This window comes from uncultured Empedobacter sp., assembly GCF_937930195.1.
Lineage (GTDB): Bacteria > Bacteroidota > Bacteroidia > Flavobacteriales > Weeksellaceae > Empedobacter > Empedobacter stercoris.
In genome coordinates this window covers 1-17,303 of the sequence record NZ_CALGVK010000063.1, presented here as the reverse complement: position 1 = coordinate 17,303, position 17,303 = coordinate 1, and the positions used below count along the sequence as shown (strand labels likewise).

21 protein-coding genes are annotated in these 17,303 nt (G+C 31.7%); 2 read left to right on the top strand and 19 right to left on the bottom strand.

Going from position 1 to position 17,303, the window contains the following annotated elements; translation table 11 throughout:
- Positions 1-66: 66 nt before the first annotated feature.
- From Q0616_RS03620 to Q0616_RS03530, 19 genes are read right to left on the bottom strand one after another with little or no spacing between them, the layout of a single operon-like run.
- The gene (locus Q0616_RS03620; protein ID WP_286483963.1) at positions 67-1,056 is read right to left on the bottom strand and encodes a 3-oxoacyl-ACP synthase; all 990 of its coding nucleotides are present in this window, start codon (positions 1,054-1,056) and stop codon (positions 67-69) included.
- On the bottom strand, positions 1,053-2,249 hold the full coding sequence (locus Q0616_RS03615) for a beta-ketoacyl-[acyl-carrier-protein] synthase family protein (protein ID WP_298775175.1): 1,197 nt from the start codon (positions 2,247-2,249) through the stop codon (positions 1,053-1,055). Before Q0616_RS03615 ends, Q0616_RS03620 begins: the two co-directional genes overlap by 4 nt.
- The gene (locus Q0616_RS03610; RefSeq protein WP_284583918.1) at positions 2,249-2,506 is read right to left on the bottom strand and encodes a phosphopantetheine-binding protein; all 258 of its coding nucleotides are present in this window, start codon (positions 2,504-2,506) and stop codon (positions 2,249-2,251) included. Before Q0616_RS03610 ends, Q0616_RS03615 begins: the two co-directional genes overlap by 1 nt.
- 27 nt (positions 2,507-2,533) lie before the next feature.
- Positions 2,534-3,073 carry a 3-oxoacyl-ACP synthase gene (locus Q0616_RS03605; protein WP_171623087.1) on the bottom strand — a complete coding sequence of 180 codons (540 nt, stop codon included), beginning with the start codon at positions 3,071-3,073 and terminating at the stop codon, positions 2,534-2,536.
- Positions 3,066-4,187, bottom strand: coding sequence for a beta-ketoacyl synthase N-terminal-like domain-containing protein (locus Q0616_RS03600; RefSeq protein ID WP_298775170.1), 1,122 nt, complete (start codon positions 4,185-4,187; stop codon positions 3,066-3,068). The genes Q0616_RS03605 and Q0616_RS03600 overlap by 8 nt, the downstream gene beginning before the upstream one ends.
- Positions 4,187-4,624, bottom strand: a complete 438-nt coding sequence (locus Q0616_RS03595) for a thioesterase family protein (protein ID WP_171623085.1) — start codon at positions 4,622-4,624, stop codon at positions 4,187-4,189. Before Q0616_RS03595 ends, Q0616_RS03600 begins: the two co-directional genes overlap by 1 nt.
- Positions 4,599-5,876, bottom strand: a complete 1,278-nt coding sequence (locus Q0616_RS03590) for an ABC transporter permease (protein ID WP_188319842.1) — start codon at positions 5,874-5,876, stop codon at positions 4,599-4,601. Before Q0616_RS03590 ends, Q0616_RS03595 begins: the two co-directional genes overlap by 26 nt.
- A gap of 1 nt (position 5,877) precedes the next feature.
- Entirely contained in the window at positions 5,878-6,603 is a 726-nt protein-coding gene (locus Q0616_RS03585; RefSeq protein WP_171623083.1) for an ABC transporter ATP-binding protein, read from the bottom strand.
- Between the two features lie 2 nt (positions 6,604-6,605).
- Positions 6,606-7,607 carry a BtrH N-terminal domain-containing protein gene (locus Q0616_RS03580; protein ID WP_171623082.1) on the bottom strand — a complete coding sequence of 334 codons (1,002 nt, stop codon included), beginning with the start codon at positions 7,605-7,607 and terminating at the stop codon, positions 6,606-6,608.
- Positions 7,591-7,995: a hypothetical protein gene (locus tag Q0616_RS03575; protein ID WP_260543693.1), complete on the bottom strand. Its 405-nt coding sequence runs from the start codon at positions 7,993-7,995 to the stop codon at positions 7,591-7,593. The genes Q0616_RS03580 and Q0616_RS03575 overlap by 17 nt, the downstream gene beginning before the upstream one ends.
- Positions 7,992-8,447, bottom strand: a complete 456-nt coding sequence (locus Q0616_RS03570) for a hypothetical protein (RefSeq protein WP_171623080.1) — start codon at positions 8,445-8,447, stop codon at positions 7,992-7,994. Before Q0616_RS03570 ends, Q0616_RS03575 begins: the two co-directional genes overlap by 4 nt.
- Before the next feature lie 3 nt (positions 8,448-8,450).
- Entirely contained in the window at positions 8,451-8,891 is a 441-nt protein-coding gene (locus Q0616_RS03565; RefSeq protein WP_260543694.1) for a hypothetical protein, read from the bottom strand.
- Positions 8,892-10,031: a beta-ketoacyl-ACP synthase III gene (locus Q0616_RS03560; RefSeq protein ID WP_260543695.1), complete on the bottom strand. Its 1,140-nt coding sequence runs from the start codon at positions 10,029-10,031 to the stop codon at positions 8,892-8,894.
- A gap of 1 nt (position 10,032) precedes the next feature.
- A complete protein-coding gene (locus Q0616_RS03555; protein ID WP_286483967.1) occupies positions 10,033-10,941 on the bottom strand; it encodes a dialkylrecorsinol condensing enzyme DarA in 909 nt (302 codons plus the stop codon).
- Positions 10,942-10,994: 53 nt separating this feature from the next.
- A complete protein-coding gene (locus tag Q0616_RS03550) occupies positions 10,995-11,864 on the bottom strand; it encodes a lipid A biosynthesis acyltransferase (protein WP_225539279.1) in 870 nt (289 codons plus the stop codon).
- A 5-nt stretch (positions 11,865-11,869) separates the two neighbouring features.
- Complete coding sequence (locus Q0616_RS03545) at positions 11,870-12,118, bottom strand: phosphopantetheine-binding protein (protein WP_171623075.1); 249 nt, start codon at positions 12,116-12,118, stop codon at positions 11,870-11,872.
- A 3-nt stretch (positions 12,119-12,121) separates the two neighbouring features.
- The gene (locus Q0616_RS03540) at positions 12,122-13,348 is read right to left on the bottom strand and encodes a beta-ketoacyl synthase (RefSeq protein WP_171623074.1); all 1,227 of its coding nucleotides are present in this window, start codon (positions 13,346-13,348) and stop codon (positions 12,122-12,124) included.
- Positions 13,349-13,353: 5 nt separating this feature from the next.
- Positions 13,354-14,085, bottom strand: a complete 732-nt coding sequence (gene fabG / locus Q0616_RS03535) for a 3-oxoacyl-ACP reductase FabG (protein WP_225539280.1) — start codon at positions 14,083-14,085, stop codon at positions 13,354-13,356.
- A gap of 3 nt (positions 14,086-14,088) precedes the next feature.
- Entirely contained in the window at positions 14,089-15,603 is a 1,515-nt protein-coding gene (locus tag Q0616_RS03530; protein ID WP_260543700.1) for a histidine ammonia-lyase, read from the bottom strand.
- Positions 15,604-15,689: 86 nt separating this feature from the next.
- Between Q0616_RS03530 and Q0616_RS03525 the strand changes: the two genes are divergently transcribed.
- Both Q0616_RS03525 and Q0616_RS03520 read left to right on the top strand, forming a co-directional pair.
- Entirely contained in the window at positions 15,690-16,934 is a 1,245-nt protein-coding gene (locus tag Q0616_RS03525; protein WP_286483971.1) for an NAD(P)/FAD-dependent oxidoreductase, read from the top strand.
- Positions 16,935-17,018: 84 nt separating this feature from the next.
- The coding region (locus Q0616_RS03520) for a cupin-like domain-containing protein (protein WP_298775157.1) at positions 17,019-17,303 on the top strand (285 nt) is incomplete at its 3' end.

Below are 17,303 nucleotides of genomic sequence, written 5' to 3'. Positions count from 1 at the left end.
TTGCAAAACAACCAATTGAAAGACAAATTAGTGTAGCTACAAAAAAGATGGTGGCAACTTTAAATTTCATATCGATTGAAGCAATACTAAACTCAAATCTTTTCCATTCCGACCATTGACCAAAAGTACATTTCGATAACTTTTAGCCACTATTTCATTGGTTTTAAATTGATAAGGTAAACTTTGATGACGTAATAATTTGCAACCTAAAATAAATCCAAAAGCCGATGACGTTCCAAATTCACCAATAAAATCTTTGTATTCAAATATCTCAATCAATTCCTTCTCATTAATTCGCAAAGTTTGATCTCCTGAAATTATCGCATCAATATCGGATAAATCAATATTATTCAATTGAATAAACTTTAAAATTTCAGCATTTACATCTTCATAATTATTCAAGAGATGAACATCTATTACTTTCGCATAAGAACTTTCACTTTTTTGATTAGATAAAACACAAAAGTGTGCACCTTCACTGTATTTAACTCCTTGGTTAAACTCATTTTTAATCTCACCAACTAATTGCAATAATTCATAAGTACGAACACCTATTTCATCAATTCCACCAATTAACGCATTATTAATCCCTTCCTTTTCTACTTGTAAAAAACCGTCTAATAACGCATTCTCAAAGGAATTAAAACCATTTGTATAGGTAAAATTGTAAGCGTTGCACCCAAGATGTAAAGCAATTTGAGAACCAACCGTATTATGTGTAGATTGAATAAAAGCAGTTGGCGTCAAAAACTCCTCTTTGTTTTGAATAATATTCGTCAAAAACTTTTCAGAATCCACCAAACAACCTAAAGCTGTTCCAGTGATTATCGCTTCTGGATGTTCAATTCCTCCATCATTCAATGCTTTTAAAGAAGAATAAATTCCCATTTTAACTCCAGAAGCCATTCGACGACTCATCGCAGAAGAAATAATATCTTTTAACAAAGGAGATTTCGCTTTCGTTATTGAAGTTTCTAATAACAAAAAATCATTTGTGATTTCATTTGTAAATTGAGCATTTACGAAACCTAATCCATTTACCACTACTTCTTTCATGATTTAGAAAAGATTAAAGTTGAACAATTCCCTCCAAAACCAAACGAGTTTGATAATACACATTGAATATCTTTGTTCTTAACTTCTGTCGAAGGAAAGATATTCAATTCTTCAATCGGAGATTGAAAATTAAGGTTAGGGTAAACGATACTATGTTGTAAACTTAACAAACTAAAAACCGCTTCTACACTCGCTGCAGCAGCTAATGTATGACCCGTATATGGTTTAGTTGAACTAAAAATAGGTACATCTTCTCCAAAGATTCTTTTCAAAGCTCTACCTTCTGTTATATCATTGTTGTTTGTAGCTGTACCATGAACATTGATATAATCGATATTCTTTGGTTGAATATTCGCGGTTTCAAATGCTTTTTTCATCGCTAAATACGCTCCTTCTCCATTTTCAGAAGATGCAGTTTGATGAAATGCATCATTGGCATTACCTGAACCGATCAAATAACCAAAGATTTTTTTGTTTGATTTTTGAGCTAATTCATCTGATTCTAAAACCAAATAAGCTGCGGCTTCTCCAAGGTTTAAACCTTTACGATTTTCATCAAAAGGTTGATTAAACTCGTCGCTTAAAATCATTAAACTTTTAAATCCATTGATTGTAAATTTAGACAAAGCGTCAGTCCCACCTACAATCACACGATCCAATTTCCCTGAATTAATCAAACGAGCACCATACATAATCGCATTTGCAGCTGAAGAACATGCAGTACTAATCGTCGAAACAAAACCTTTTAAACCAATCTCGTTTGCAATTTGATTCGTTGTTGCTCCTGCATCATGACTCATAATATACTTTTGTTGATCAAGTAAATTTTCAAAATCTAAAAAATAATTTTCAGTTCGATCCATTCCTCCTACACTCGTAGAGGAAATCAACCCCGTTCTTACTTCATTTACATCTTCTATCTTAGCTTTTTTTAAAGCTTCTTTTACAGCTACAAGCCCTAGCATTGCTGTTCTGGAAAAGTTGTTGTCCGAAGATAAATTTAAAAAAGTTGCTAACTCATCATTAGATAATTTTATTTCACCCACAAAAATTTCATTTTGATGAATAGATTCAACGTTTTTAAGGCGCGATAAACCATGTTTTTGATGAATTAATGAATCAAAATTTTCTTCGACATTCTTACCAATTGCCGAGATAATTCCTATTCCAGTTATAGCAACTTTTTTTGTCATTATTTTGTTCTATTTTTTTCGATATAATCAGCCATGATTTCAACCGATTGAAAGATTGTTTTTCCTTCTTTTGGATCAGTAATTTTAATTCCATATTCCTTATCCAATAAAACAATCAATTCTAATGCATCAATAGAATCTAACCCCAAACCGTCTCCAAATAGAGGGTCATCATTTTTAATCTCTTCTACCGAAACATCTTCAAGATTTAAAATTTCGATAATTTTCACTTTTAAATCGTTTATTAAATTTTCCATAATGTTTTTATTCTAACTAATATTATTTTAATCTATTAAGTACATTTTTGTTTCGTAATCTTCTTGTAAATAATCAACCCAAGCCAACACAACTTTTTTTGTTTTATTCTTATTAATCAAAAAATTCGCATATTTCTTAAGTAGATCTTCATCAAAATTCGATGAAATAAAAAAAGCATTTTCAGTTTTCAAATGATGACGAATACTGACTTCTCCTAAACAAATATTTGCTAATGTGTAAACAAATACAGCTGGACTTGGAAAAATTTCATCAGTCGATTGAATACTTTTTTGATGTTTCAAATCTGAATCTAAACTTGAATTTCTATTGGCAAAAACCAACGCTATTTCTTGATTTTCATTCAATGTATTCTCGTCTTTTAGAATGATCTCAGCAGCTAAAAAAGCCAATTTACTTTGATTATCCATTTTATAGAATTTTGGATAATCTATTTCTAACGATTTAAATAAATTTTTAGAAAATAACCCAAAATCTCCTGAAGAATCTTCGAAATAAAGTTCGTCATTCAACCAAACTTGTTCTTTTTTAATTTCAACTTTAGTCATCTTGAACTTTTTTAAGTATAATTACAGCATTACTTCCGCCAAATCCAGAAGAAGTTTTTAGAATAACATTGATTTCTTTTTGAAGATTTTCCTTTAAAATATTTTGAGAAACTGAAGTTCCTACTTCTTTGAAATTATTACTTTTCAATATAATATTTTCTTCTGCTTGTTTCATCGAAATCACCAATTCTAACAATCCAGACGCCCCCAATGTATGTCCGTAATAAGCTTTTAGACTATTGGTCGGAATAGCATTCATTTGTAAACGATTAAAAGCAATCGCTTCCATTTCATCGTTATACAAAGTTGCCGTTCCATGAGCCGAAATATAATCTATTTCATTTGATGAAACATTTGCTTCTTTCATCGCCGACTCGATACTCAAAACCAAACCTTCACCTGTTCGTGATGGTCCCGAAATGTGATTTGCATCATTAATAGAAGCTTCTCCCAAAATTTGAAAACTATTTTTTTCTTTATTCTTCGAAAGATAAATACAAGCTGCTGCTTCGCCTAAATTAACACCTTTTCGAGCCTGATCAAAAGGTTTGCACAACTCGAAATCCATTGCTTGAAATGAATTGAAACCTGTTAAAACAAAATCTGTTAATTCATCTAAAGCCAAAACATATACATTGTCAAAAGTATCCATTTCAATGAAACGTTTTGCTACATTTACCGCCAAAACACCAGATACACATGCATTTGATACGATTATTGGTTCTGATTTGAATTCAAAATAATCAGCGATTTTTTTAGCGAAATTTGGAATAGATGCTTCGTTTATAGAATGTGAAAGATGATTAATATTTCCTTTCGTTGTGGATAAAACAAAACCCGTTCGAGAACTTATTTCCGCTTGCGCAACAATAGATTGAAGAGCTATAATCCCAATTAATTCTAATCGAGTATATTTTTTATTATCAATTACTTGATCTTTTAAATTACAGAAAATTTCTTCATTAATTTTTCCTGCATAAAAATGTTTTAAATGACCAAATGATTCAACTTTAGTGACGGCAGAATTTCCCTCCAACAATTGATTCCAGTTCGTTTCAATTGTATTACCGAAAGGCGTTAAAATATTCGCACGATTGATGTAAATTTTCTCCATTACAATAATCCTACTTTTTTCTTCCATTGTTCAAAGAATGCTGGAAATGTTAACATTAATTCTCCTTCGTTGTCTAAAAATACTTGAATTGTTTCACCAATACAAACTAATTTTTCATCTTGATTAAAAATCTTGAATTTATAAATCATCTTTGCAGCCAAAGTATCTACAAAAGTGGTTTCTATTCTACATTTATCCCCATATTTCAACGGAAACTTATGCTCGCAAACTGATTTGATAATCGGCGTTACAAAGCCACTTTTTTGAATATCCAAGTAACTAATTCCAAAATGACGGCCAAAAGCTTCTCTTCCATCTTCAAAATATGTAATATAATTCCCATGCCACACGATTCCCAACGGGTCGGTTTCATTAAATCGAACAGCGAAATTAGAATGATGTACTAAGGTTTTAATCTTCTCTTTTGAATCTATCATAATATAATGCGGCAAACAAGGTAATAATATAGAACAAAATTAACAAAATAATATTCGGTACAATCTCTATGAATGACTGATTTCGTAGAATAAGACTATAATAGCCATCTAGCGCCCAATTCATCGGTGAGATTTTTGCGAAATGTTGCATAAAATCTGACATTGCAAAAACAGGAATCCATACTCCTCCTATCGCTGCTAAAATAACGACTAAAGTTGCTCCAAATGGTGCAGATTGTTCTTGTGTTTTGGCTATTGTTCCAATTAAAAGTCCCAAACCAATTGCGGCTAAAGACGCAAAAACAGTCAGTCCATAAATAGAAAATAAAATACCATCTGTTTTAAAACTTGGTAAATCAATCAATGGAAAAACGAATTTAGCTACACCTAAAATCATTGTAAACTGAAATAAACTTATGGCTAAATAAGTGATTGTTTTACCAATAATTTGAACTGAATAAGGCATCGGACTAGTTAATAATCGTACGTGTGTTCCTAAACTTTTTTCTTTTACAATATTGATAGATAAAGGAACAACGATAAAAAATATAGCAAATAATGTCCAAGCAGGAACATTATGTTGTGTCACGTTTGGTTTTAAAATTGATTTTGAATCTTCGGGAACAATTTCTTGAAAATGAATGAATTTTTCATTTTGAAAACTCAAATCTTCAGACCCCATTTCTTGTTGAAATGCCTTATAAATACTTTTATTTTCGGTGTCCGTTATTAATTGATCCAATACATTCGAAACATTGTCCTTAAATGCCAAGGAAGTTGCTGGATCAAAATAAAGTTTAATCGTTTTTGGACTAACCTGTTGATTGTATTTAACTTCCGTACTATCGAAAGCAAATTCATTTAAAATTTGCTCAACATTTTGATTGATTTTATAATCCAAATCTTTTGATAATCGTTCAGGTATAACAATTCCGACTTGATATTTCCCTTTGAACACCTCTGATTTTAGTTCATCTTCTGTTAATTTTTTTCCATTTAATTCTGAAACAATTTTCAAATTGCCCGATTGAGAAATATGTTTTTTAACCACAGCAGAAATACTATCCTGATCATGATCAATAAATAGTACTGGAATAGTTGCTTCTGCAAACGAATCGTAGGTACTTTTCTGAATTTTAGTTACCGTTACAACCAAAATCAAAGGCATTATAAAAAGAATCACCAACCCACCAATATCGCGAATCAGCAATAAAATTTCTTTTTTAATACATGCTAAAAGTTGTTTCAACATATCATGACAATTTAGTTAGATAAACAAATGCTTCTTCAAGATTATACGCATTTACTTGTTGAATCAATTGTTTTGGTTGGGCAGTTATAATCGATTTTCCTTGATTCATAATAGTAACCTGCGTACAAAAATCTTCCGCTTCTGCCATATGATGCGATGTATAAACGATCGACATTCCTTGCTGATGAAGTTCTTGTAAATAATCCAATAACGCAATTTTGGACTGAATATCAACACCAACAGTTGGCTCATCTAAAAATAGAATTTCTGGTTGGTGAAGAATGCCTGCCAATAAATTAATACGGCGTTTCATTCCACCCGAAAAAGATTCAATTTTTCTATCCAAAAATTTACTCATTCCAACTTTTTCTGTCAAAAGCAAAATCTTTTCATGCAATTCTTTTGAAGGAACTTTATAAATCTTTCCGAAAAATTCTAAATTTTCTCGTGCTGTCAACGTTGGATACAATGCATATTCTTGTGGAACAATTCCAATAATATTTTGAATCTTTTTTAAATCATTTTTCTGATTAAAATTCTGAATCACAATATTCCCAGAAGTGGGTTTAATCAAACCTGAAAGTATCGACATCAATGTTGTTTTCCCTGCTCCATTTGGACCAAGAACACCATGAATTTCGTTTTGTTTTATCGTTAATGAGAAGTCTTCTAACGCAAAAACATCCGAATTTTTATATTTTTTATATAATTTTTCAATCTCAATCATCTCTAAATTGCTTTTCTTAAACGCTTAAAAAACGACTCTTCTAAATCTGCTAATTCCAACAATTGATCAGAAATTACATCATAAATATCTTGGGCATTGTTTCTTTTTTTATATACTCTTGAAGCATTTAAAGCAAAATCGCGCCATTTATCGCCTATTTCAGAAATTTCTAAGGCAAAATCATTCAGATGTGGTTGGTTTATTTTTTGTGCAGCCTCTTGTAAAAAAGCAGCATAAATATAACGAAAACCTCCACCACCAGTTCCGATTTCTTCTTGCATACGAATCATTTGAGCCAAGAAATAATTGGTTTTTGCATTTCCAATTTTCTTTGGCATTTTTTTAATTCTTTTTGCAACCATTCGTATACCTTTAACACCAACAATTGGTACTGGCGCTAACATTTCGCGACACGTTTTTTTTATTCCTTTTGTAATCGCTTTCTGATAATCTATATGTTCTGGAATATATTCAGGATAATACAAATGACCTTTTGGAGCTAAAACTCCTTTCGAAAAACGAACTTTTTCTAATTCATTTTCTGTCAATTTTGTTGTTTCTTGCATCACAGGATCACTAATTAAATAAGTTTGATCTTGTTTACCAAAAACTACCAAATTATGTCCATTGAAATGGAATTTATATTCTTCGGGAAAATAAGTTAAATTGTATACACCAACCTGCAAACCACATGGACGATTAGCTAATAGTTGTTGATCTAAAAAGGTTTGAGCAGACTTTGTAGAACGAAATTTATGACGTTTAACCTTTATTCCAAGATTTTTTGCTGCACGATTAAAGATCATTCCAGGCATTGGACGATAACTAATAGCTGGCGCATGATTCACTTTAAGAAATGGCAAGAAGACAAAGAATAGTCCCGAACCAATTCCAAAAATCATTGGTTCTGAAATATCAATTCCTTTATTTTTTAACAAATTAGAAGCAACACCGTTCTCGCAATGTGCAGATTGAAAATGTTTAAAATCAGTTAGGGTTTCCATTAAAGTTTTTTAATTCATCAACCGAAATTTCAAAAGCTTCGGCATATTTTTTTAGTGTTGATTCTTTTAGTTTTGCGAAAACAGTTGGCTTTGAATGTCGTTTGACAAAAAATTTCCAAATTCCAACATAATTAGAAAGGATATCCCAATCCATACGTTTCAATTCCATGAAATATAATATTGGACTTGCTTTTCCTTCAATCACTTGTTGTCTTGCTTGCTCTGTACGCTCATCTAATATTTTTAATGTTTCGGACTGAACAAGATTCTTCGCTTCCCAACCCGTACTCAACGTTTGAGAAAACTCGCCTTGATCATCAATCGCGTAATATACTTCATTAAAATCTTTTAAATGTCCTTTATCTTGTGGTACTTCTGATTGTTTCATTTTTTATGGTTTTGAAGCATCAAATTCATCGTAGCTGTTGCAATAATCTCTTCGTCAAGTACAACTATTGCCTGCATTAAACTAATTGTAAATTCATCATAATCATAAACTTCTAACAATGTTGATTTTGTTGTTATTGTTTGATTAATTTTTGGTAATTTCAAGATTTCAGCTCGTTTTATCGTACTAATAAAACCAGTTACATCCCCTTTATGAAGATCAGCAAAATTGACAAAATAATTTTGACCTATAATCGTTGAGCAAACTTGCGCCATATTTTCGAGCAAACCGACTTCAGTAAAATATTCGTTCTGAATAAATAGTTGAGTTGGTTTTATCGTAAATAATGCTTCAACATACGTTTTTTCTAACCAAGAAATCGTATCCACAAAAAGCATTGGCTCACGATGTGGAAGGTATTGTTGAATATCAATTTGTTGATTTACTTTCATAAATTATGTTTCTGCAATCACTGTTTTCATCTCTCCTTTTGCAATTACCTCTTCTTCAATCTTTGTTTCGATTGATACCAAAGTCACCCCCATCACTTCGTGTAAAATAACGGCTGTTGTTACTAAATTTTCATTAACTTTAGGCAAACGATTAATCTGTATTGACTTCATCGACCCGATATATCCTGTTGGTGCTGATTCATTTCGAATATAAAATTGATATCCTGTATACAACGCTACTGTTTGCGCCATATGTTCTAACACTCCTGGTTCTTTTAATTCATTATTACTCACAAAAATTGAATCATTTTGTACCGATAAACCACCAACTACTTTTCCTTCTTCAAAATCAAAAATAGCATCAACCATTATCATTGGTTCGCGTTGTGGAATCAATAATTTGATAAACTCTATCGAGTGATTAGGTAATTGTATTGCACTCATTTACACGACAGTTAAATAGGCATACGAATAAGAAAAACGTCCACTTTCTGGTACACAAAGCATGATACGATTTCCTTTTATAAGATTTCCTTTCTGAAAAAGTTCATCAAGCATTAAAAAAATAGAAGCCGAGCCAACATTTCCAACTTTACTCAAATTCATAAACCATTTTTCAAGCGGAATTGTGATACCTTTCTTACAAAATTCATCATATAATCCTTGAACAAAATAATTAGAAGATACATGTGGCAATAAATAATCGATCTGATCTGATGATAATTGATGTTTATCCATTGCAGCTTTCATGCTTTCCACACCTTTGATTAAAATATTGTCGTTTAAAACTTTGACATCTTGTTTCAATGAAAAAACCGATTTTTTTAGCCAATCTTCCGAAGAATAATCGCTCCAAGGTTTCATTTCTCCACTTGGTAATTTATCACCACCTGCATACATACAGGTTTCTAATTCGTGTGCGTAAGAATAAGATTCCATCCACTCTATTTTTAGTGAAATAGTATCTTCATTTGGTGTATTTTCTAATAAAAAAGCACCTGCACCATCAGACAACATCCAACGTAAAAAGTCTTTTTTGAACGCGATAATAGGTTGTTCTTCTAATTCTTTCAAATTTTCAACTTCATGTTCAAATTTTTCTGCTTTCATCCATGTCGAAACTCGTTCCGATCCAGAACAAATTGCATTTTTAGAATTACCCGATTTCACTGAAAGATATCCAAATTTTAACGCATTCATTCCCGAATTACAAACACCAGAAGAAGAATTTAATTCGACTGAAACATTATTTTGCAATAAACCATGTACCATTGCTGCATGAGAAGGTAATAGCAAATCGGGTGTAGAAGTTCCACAAGACAATACCTCAATATCGTTTTGTGTAAATCGATCATCCAACAAATTGACGATTGCTTTCATTGTCAATTCAGCATTAGAATGCGTTATATTCCCTGATTCATCAAGTGCATAATAACGTGTTTTGATTCCATTATTTCTTAAAACAATTCTTCTTGCTTTTGACGGAATTTGATTAATCTTTCCTAAAAAATCTTCCATTTCTTCGTTTGAAACTGGTTGATTTGGCAAAAACTTAGAAGTTTTGGTGATATATACGTGTTGCATATTATTTTATTCCTTGATAATATTTTACCTGTTTTTTGTATTTAAAATAATTAAACGGATAAAATATAATATATAACAAATTTACTATCGGAGATATTATCCAAATAGCCACAATTAAATAATAATAAAAGAATTTTAAGAACTTTTCTCGCTGTTTACCTTGCTTAGAATCAATCATTTTTGACCAAACTTTAAACATTCGGTTTCCCTTTTTATCTACAGAAACCAAAAAAGGTTTTACCTCAACAGCATGAGCTTGTACTAATTTTTCTTGTAAATCTGAATAACTATTATTTTGGATTGAATTTAGAATAATTTTACCAAATCTTCTACTTTCTTGTATTGTTTTTTCATTAATTCCTGGCAAAGGCAACAAATTAAACATTCGTTTTTTAACTCCTGAAAACATCCAATTTACAATCGTCATTGCACTTATTAAATTTGGTGTATGATCTACTAACGCAATATTTCCGACCAATTTCGCTTTTTGTTCTTTCAAAATTACCTTGATTTTTTCCTGTGCTAAAAACCACATATTTCGCGAGCCACTAATCGTAATTATTTTAGTATGTTCTAAAAGTTTTTGCGTTTGCGAATCTCTTAAAAAAGAGTTAATTGGAATGGAAGGTGATAAAAACCAAACTTGATAATACAATAAAATCAAATCATATTTTTGATGTAAGATTTCGGATGGAATTGGTTTAATTTTCTTCTTTTTTTGAAGAAAGCTGTCAGGAAAAGCATTAAAAAAAGAATAAAAATCCCACGGAAAAGGAAACTCCTCCTCCATTTTTATGTTATAGGTCGTTAAACTAATATCTTGGCTTTTATTTAAATCATAAGTTGTTTGCTTTACAATCTCTTTCAATTGTCCTGACTGCGAATAATAGACAACTAATATGTTTGTCATTTTGTAAAAGATTATTTTTTTTAGTGGTTTGAAAATTCATATTGTTGTGTAATTTACTTCCAAAAATCGAAATAATTGAACCATTGATAAGGATATTTTTTTAGAATGATTTCTAAATTCGTACAAAACTCCTTCAATAGAGCGTTTGCATCACGATGTTTGAAATTCGCTTGACGAGCATATAGATGATAATGTAGATTTTTTTCTTTCATGACATACACGAAAGCAACGGGCACTTTCAATCGAGAAGCAATAGAAAATGGTCCTGCAGGAAAATTAGCTTCTTTGCCAAGAAGAACTTCTGACATGGTCTTATTTCCTTCGAAATAACGATCACCTGTAAAACAAATCAATTCATTTCGGCTAAGCGCATTGTTAATTTCGAAAATATGTGATAAATCCTCTTGAATTAAGATAAATTTCACCGAAGGTTTCATGGAAATACTTTCCAAATATTCTTTGATGACGTTTCGTTCTAAATCTGTCGTTACCAAATTTATTTGACAATCTAAATCGATGTCAGCAAAAAAATGTTCTGCAACTTCAAAATTTCCAACATGTGCGCTGATTAAAATTCCTCCTTGTTTTTGATCTAACAAATTTTTCAACAATTCAATCCCATCAAATTCGTACGTAAATTTATTACGTAAACCTGCATTAATTGCTGTTTTATCAATTAATGTTTGACCAAACGTATAATAACTTTTATAAACGCTTAAAATTGATTTGAAAATGGAAAATTTTAGACGATAACGAAAGTAATTGTAGATTGATTTATTGCTATCGACAGCTGTTATAAAATAATAAAAAGCTACAAAAATTAAGACTGAGTAAGCAGCCTTAATTCCGAGCTTTTTCATCACATTGACAAATATTTTGTAACCAAGGACCGTTCCTTTAGAACGACCATCCCATTGTTTCATATTTGTTATTTGTTCTCTAACTTTTGTTCTACAATTGTATAAAAGTCTTCAAAAGTAATCATACTTTGAAAATCTTCTTTTACTAATTTAACACCAAAATTAGATTCAATGATTACCACTAAATCGACATAGTCTAAACTATCTAAATCTAATGATTCTTTGATATTTTTTTCTTCTGAAATCACAGAAGGATCAACTTCAAATTCATCAATTAAGATAGCGTTTAATTTTTCAGCGATTTGACTTTTCACCATTTTTTAGGAATTAATTTTTTTAATTACAAGGGCAGAATTCGTTCCACCGAATCCAAAAGAATTTGACAAATATACATCAAATTCTTTATTTAAGGTTTCTTTAACAATGTTTAATTTAGCTGAATCTTCATCTGCATCTTCGAAATTAATATTAGGCGCAATAAAATTATTCATCATCATTAAGTTAGAATATATAATTTCACTTGCTCCCGCCATCCAACATTCATGTCCTGTCATCGATTTTGTCGAACTAACATAAGGTCTCGTTTTCCCAAAAACTTGATCGATTGCTTTTGCTTCATTCGCATCACCAACTGGTGTAGAAGTCGCATGAGCATTGATATATTGAATTTCATCAGCCGATAGATTTGCTTGTTTTAACGCTCTATTCATTGCTATCGCAGGCCCATCTACATTAGGTGTAGAAATATGCCCCCCATTTGATGAAAAACCATAGCCCAAAACCTCAGCTATAATTGGAGCACCACGTTTTATAGCCGATTCATAACTCTCTAAAATCAACGTTGCCCCTCCTCCACTTGGTACTAATCCATCACGATTTTTATCAAAAGGACGGCATGCTTTTTCTGGATGCTTTTCATTGGCTGAAAAAACACCTAACCCATCAAAGCTTGCCATAGCATATTTATTTATTTCTTGCGCTCCACCGCATATAATCATGTCTTGCAAACCATCTTTGATCATCATAAACCCCAAACCAACAGAATGAGAACCACTTGCACAAGCAGCACTAATGGTCATGTTAATTCCTGTCAATTCGAAAATTGTTGCAAGATTCATGGTTACAGTAGAATTCATTGATTTAAAAATAGCACCAGAACCTATTAATTCTGTGTCTTTTTTCTCCCGAACAATATCAATAGCATCAATAATTGCTTTCGAAACGCTATCGTTTCCGTAAATAATGCCAACTTCATTTGATTTCACATATTCTTCCGTCAAACCAGCATTCTTCAAGGCTTCTAAAGTTGCCATATACGCAAACTCTGTTTCTTGGCCAACTGTAATTCGTTGACGACGATTTAAAAAAGGTTTCAAATCAGCATGAGGAACCATTCCTGTTAATGCGGATTTGAATCCAAATTCTTTACGTTCTTCATCAAAAATAATCCCTGATTTTCCTTGACGCAAAGATTCGGTTACTTCTTCTAATGATGTTCCTAAACAAGAATAAATTCCCATTCCTGTTATTACGACTCTTTGACTCATTTTAGCTAAGAATAAATTCCTCCATTTATATTGATTACTTCACCTGTAATATAACTCGATTTTTTAGAAACCAAGAAACTTACCAAATCAGCTACTTCTTCGGCTTTTCCAAAACGATTGGCTGGAATTATTTTTTTTAATTCCTTTTGATCCAATTCATCTGTCATATCGGTTTCGATAAAACCTGGCGCAACAGCATTTACTGTCACATTGCGTTTGGCAATTTCCTGTGCTAAGGCTTTTGTAGCACCAATAACTGCTGCTTTCGCTGCTGAATAATTCGTTTGTCCTGGCGTTCCTTTCAATCCAGAAACAGAAACAATATTCACAATTCGACCAAATCTATTTCTTAACAATGGATTGATAAAGAAATGCGTCACGTTATAAAAACCATTTAAACTTGTATTAATCACATTCGACCAATCATCTTGCGAAATCCACATAAACAAATTGTCTTTTGTTATTCCAGCATTGTTAACAATTACTTCTACAATTGCATCTGAATTTTTTTCTGACCAATCTGTCAAAACTTGTTGGGTTTGATTAGTATCAGCTACATCAAATTTCAAAATTTCACCTGAACCTCCTAACCTTTCCACTTCTCTTAAAGTCTCTAACGCAGCAGCTTCATTCGAATTATAATTGATTAAAAGATGATACTCATGGTCTTCGGCAATTTTTAAACAAATTGCTTTTCCTATTCCACGCGAACCACCTGTTACTATTGCACATTTCATGCTTTATTTTACTTTATTATTTAGTAAATAATTTTTAACTTCCTTAAGATAAGGATAAATCACCTCATCTTCCTTAAATGCAGGAACAATTTTACGAATTGAATCATAAAATGCTTTCCCTTTTGATGACAATTTATCTTGTATTTGTAGACATTCTATCGCTTGTGTTACAGCTAAACTTTGAACTGTCAATACCTCAAACGTATTATCAATCACTTTTGCACAAATTGTAGCGGCATTCGTTCCCATGCTCACAATATCTTGATTATCGTTATTATTTGGAATACTATGCACATACATCGACGTAGAAAGTGTTTGATTTTCTGCCGTTGTAGACGTTGCTGTAAACTGCGCAGCTTGTAAACCAAAGTTAAAACCAAGTGTTCCTAAATTCACAAAAGGTGGTAGAATATCATTAATTTTTGGATTCACTAAATAATTTAATTGACGCTCACTAAGCATCGATAAACGCGTGACAGCTAATTTCAATTTATCTAACTCTAACGAAACATAATCGCCATGAAAATTACCTCCGTGATGAACCGTTTGATTTTCTACATCAATAATTGGATTGTCACTTGCCGAATTAATCTCGTTTTCTATTACTTCTTTTGCAGCATTCCATGTATCGTAAATTGGACCTAAAATTTGCGGAACACAACGTAACGAATAATATTCTTGTACTTTTTCTTGGAAAATTTTCTCTTTACGTTCTTGGTACAATTCATTTTCTCGTTTTTTAACCAATTGACTATCATTCAAAAAGTCGGTCATTTTATTCGCAACAACTCGCTGTCCTATATGTTGTTTAGCTTCATTTAATGGTTTTGAATAATGGTCATCAAAAGATTGAACAATCTCATTCATCATCGAACTCAACGTAATCGAAAGATTAATCAATTGATCTACTTTAATCAAATTTACCATTCCGATACCTGTCATAACCGAAGTCCCATTCATAATAGACAAACCTTCGCGAATATGAACTTCTATTGGCTGAAGATTTTCAATCTCAAAAACTTCTTTCGTTGATTTGATTTCTCCTTTATAAAATACTTCCCCTTCACCGATTAAAGCTAATGCTAAATGTGCTAACTGAACTAAATCTCCACTGGCTCCTACGCTACCATGTTGATAAATAACCGGTAAAATATCACGATTCACCAACTCTTGCATCAACAACAAGACCGATGGATGAATTCCTGAAAAACCAAGAGACAACGTATTTAAACGCGCAATAATTGCTGCTTTTGTTTGATCTAACGTCAATGGTTCTCCTATTCCTGTACAGTGGCTTCTGATTAAATTATATTGAAGTTGAATTGTATCTTCTTCCTCAATACGATATTGAGCCATTGGACCAAAACCTGTATTTACGCCATAAATTATTTTATTTGTTGAAAACTCTTTCAGAAAATTAAAACTATTCTCCACTCGCTTAAGTGTTGATTTATCCAGCACTAATTTTTTATTTGCAAAAAGTATGTTTTCTATAGTGTCAATTGTTAATTTTGTCATGTTATTGATTAGGTAAAATATTTAGCGATTTTTGGTTACTTGTTTCCTCAATCAATTGCAAAAATAATTAAAAAACTATACAAAAAATCATGATTGAAAATACAGATGTTTTAATCATCGGTGCAGGTCCTTCGGGATCTGTTGCTGCAGCCTATTTGAAAAAGCACAACGTCAATGTAATTGTGTTAGAAAAAACGCAATTTCCACGAATTGTTGTTGGCGAAAGTTTAATTCCTCGTTCAATGGATCATTTCGAAGAAGCGGGTTTATTGCCTTATTTGGATCAACAAAATTTTGAAGTAAAAGCTGGAGCAAGATTTATTCGTGATGAACAAATTTGTGTTTTCGACTTCAGTAAAAAATTTGGTAAAGGTCAAGATTGGACCTGGCAAGTTCCTCGTGCTGATTTTGACATGACTCTTGCGAATGCAATTATTGACAAAGGTGCTGATTTACGTTTTAATGAAGAAGTTATTGATGTACAATTTGAACAGAAAAGATCAATCACAACTGTAAAAAAACAAAACGGTGAAACCTATCAAATTAACGCTAAATTTTTAATTGACGCAAGTGGATATGGTCGTGTTTTACCTCGATTATTAAACATTGATAGCCCCTCAAAATTAAATCCTCATTCGGCTATTTTCACACATATAGATGATGTTCGTCGACCTCAAGGACAAGAAGGTACACAGATTTCTTTTGATATCATCGAAACAAAAGTTTGGCTATGGGTAATTCCTTTTTCAAATGGTAAAACGAGTGTCGGAATTGTTGGTCCAACAAATTATATCAATCAATTATCAACCAATCAAAGTACTGTTGAGGCTTTACAAAATGCAATTAAAAAGTCTGATTTTTATGTCAATCGATTTGGTGATTTACCGTTTGAGTTTGAACCTAAATGGTTGAAAAATTATTCGGCAGCAGTTACAAAAATGTATGGAGATGGTTATGTTTTGACAGGAAATAGTACCGAATTTTTAGACCCTGTTTTTTCTTCTGGAGTTTGTTTTGCGACAGAAAGCGGTTTGAAAGCTGCAAAACTCGCCATTAAAGAAATAAACAACGAAAAAGTTGATTGGCAATCTGAATATGAAGATTATATGAAAGAAGGCATTGATGTTTTTACAACTTATGTACAAGAATGGTATACTGGAAATTTGCAAGAATTATTTTTTCATCAACCCGAAAATCCTGATGTTAAAGAAAAAATTTGTGCTGTTTTAGCTGGATATGTTTGGAATAAAGAAAATCCTTTTGTCAAAAAACACAGTAGCGTGATTCGAAATATGGCCTATTTGATCCGAATGGTAAACGAAAAAGAATAATAATGAAGTCGACAATCTGTCGATTTTTTTTATTTCAAATTCAATTAGTTTCTCTATTTTTGAGTAATCCAATACTACAAATACATGCAATTTCAGACAATTGATACGGTAGAATCGATATCGAAAGAAGAATTTATAAAAAATTATCTCAAAAAAAGAAAACCTTTGTTATTAAAAGGTTACGCTAAAGATTGGAAGGATTTTGATAAATGGAATCTTGATTATATCAAAGAAAAAGCTGGTGAACAAATTGTTCCTTTGTACGATAGTAAACCCGCTGATGCAACAAAAAGTTCGGATACACCTGCTACACATATGAAATTTAACGAATATGTTGATTTAATAAAAAAGCAACCTTCTGACTTAAGA

Coding starts and splice junctions, on each gene's coding strand:
- Q0616_RS03540 (WP_171623074.1), bottom strand. CDS start 13,348: ATGAGTCAAAGAGTCGTAATAACAGGAATGGGAATTTATTCTTGTTTA.
- Q0616_RS03620 (WP_286483963.1), bottom strand. CDS start 1,056: ATGAAAGAAGTAGTGGTAAATGGATTAGGTTTCGTAAATGCTCAATTT.
- Q0616_RS03555 (WP_286483967.1), bottom strand. CDS start 10,941: ATGACAAACATATTAGTTGTCTATTATTCGCAGTCAGGACAATTGAAA.
- Q0616_RS03590 (WP_188319842.1), bottom strand. CDS start 5,876: ATGTTGAAACAACTTTTAGCATGTATTAAAAAAGAAATTTTATTGCTG.
- Q0616_RS03585 (WP_171623083.1), bottom strand. CDS start 6,603: ATGATTGAGATTGAAAAATTATATAAAAAATATAAAAATTCGGATGTT.
- Q0616_RS03560 (WP_260543695.1), bottom strand. CDS start 10,031: ATGCAACACGTATATATCACCAAAACTTCTAAGTTTTTGCCAAATCAA.
- Q0616_RS03580 (WP_171623082.1), bottom strand. CDS start 7,607: ATGGAAACCCTAACTGATTTTAAACATTTTCAATCTGCACATTGCGAG.
- Q0616_RS03570 (WP_171623080.1), bottom strand. CDS start 8,447: ATGAAAGTAAATCAACAAATTGATATTCAACAATACCTTCCACATCGT.
- Q0616_RS03575 (WP_260543693.1), bottom strand. CDS start 7,995: ATGAAACAATCAGAAGTACCACAAGATAAAGGACATTTAAAAGATTTT.
- fabG (WP_225539280.1), bottom strand. CDS start 14,085: ATGAAATGTGCAATAGTAACAGGTGGTTCGCGTGGAATAGGAAAAGCA.
- Q0616_RS03530 (WP_260543700.1), bottom strand. CDS start 15,603: ATGACAAAATTAACAATTGACACTATAGAAAACATACTTTTTGCAAAT.
- Q0616_RS03605 (WP_171623087.1), bottom strand. CDS start 3,073: ATGACTAAAGTTGAAATTAAAAAAGAACAAGTTTGGTTGAATGACGAA.
- Q0616_RS03565 (WP_260543694.1), bottom strand. CDS start 8,891: ATGAGTGCAATACAATTACCTAATCACTCGATAGAGTTTATCAAATTA.
- Q0616_RS03600 (WP_298775170.1), bottom strand. CDS start 4,187: ATGGAGAAAATTTACATCAATCGTGCGAATATTTTAACGCCTTTCGGT.
- Q0616_RS03595 (WP_171623085.1), bottom strand. CDS start 4,624: ATGATAGATTCAAAAGAGAAGATTAAAACCTTAGTACATCATTCTAAT.
- Q0616_RS03615 (WP_298775175.1), bottom strand. CDS start 2,249: ATGACAAAAAAAGTTGCTATAACTGGAATAGGAATTATCTCGGCAATT.
- Q0616_RS03550 (WP_225539279.1), bottom strand. CDS start 11,864: ATGAAACAATGGGATGGTCGTTCTAAAGGAACGGTCCTTGGTTACAAA.
- Q0616_RS03545 (WP_171623075.1), bottom strand. CDS start 12,118: ATGGTGAAAAGTCAAATCGCTGAAAAATTAAACGCTATCTTAATTGAT.
- Q0616_RS03610 (WP_284583918.1), bottom strand. CDS start 2,506: ATGGAAAATTTAATAAACGATTTAAAAGTGAAAATTATCGAAATTTTA.